Source organism: Deinococcus pimensis DSM 21231 (assembly GCF_000519345.1).
In the GTDB taxonomy this organism is placed as follows: Bacteria; Deinococcota; Deinococci; order Deinococcales; family Deinococcaceae; genus Deinococcus_A; species Deinococcus_A pimensis.
This window is the reverse complement of record NZ_KI912679.1, coordinates 2,276-2,819: the sequence shown is the minus strand read 5'-3', so window position 1 is coordinate 2,819 and position 544 is coordinate 2,276. Positions and strand designations below refer to the sequence as shown.

1 pseudogene is annotated in these 544 nt (G+C 74.6%); it reads left to right on the top strand.

From position 1 onward, the window contains the following. A pseudogene (locus tag DEIPI_RS34920) lies at positions 1-544 on the top strand (coiled-coil domain-containing protein); the annotation flags it as partial.

Sequence of the window (544 nt, the reverse complement as noted above, 5' to 3'; positions counted from 1 at the left end):
CGCGGCGCCGAGGCGGAACTCGCGCCGCGCATCGCGGAGGCCCGCGCGGCCCTCGACCGGGGCGAGCCCGTCTCGCTCGACGACCTGTGGGCGATGCTGGAACGCCGGATGTCCGCCCTCGCGCAGGAACGCGAGAGCTACGACGCGCGCGCCGACGCCGCCATCGAGGAGTACGACCGCTACCGTCACCTCGCGGGCGAGACGATCCAGAAGCTCGGACGGCTCGCGGACAACCTGCGCCGCACGCGCCGACTGGGTCAGATGTCCATCGAGGCGCGCGGCAAGTACGAGGAGACCCTGCTGCAGGCCGAGGCCCTGATGGGCGAGGCCCGCGCGGAGTTCGAGGCGGCGCGCGAGCTCACCAGCACCTTCGGCGCGGACGCCCTGAGCGACCTGCTCGGCGTGTTCGACTCGCCGTCCATCTTCGACGGGCCCACGCTGGGCACCCCGGCGACGGGCTCGGGCCTCTTCGGCCTGGCGACGCAGCCGTCCGAACCGCTCGCGGCGGCCCTCGCGGCGCTCACGATGAACGGCGGCGCGCGTC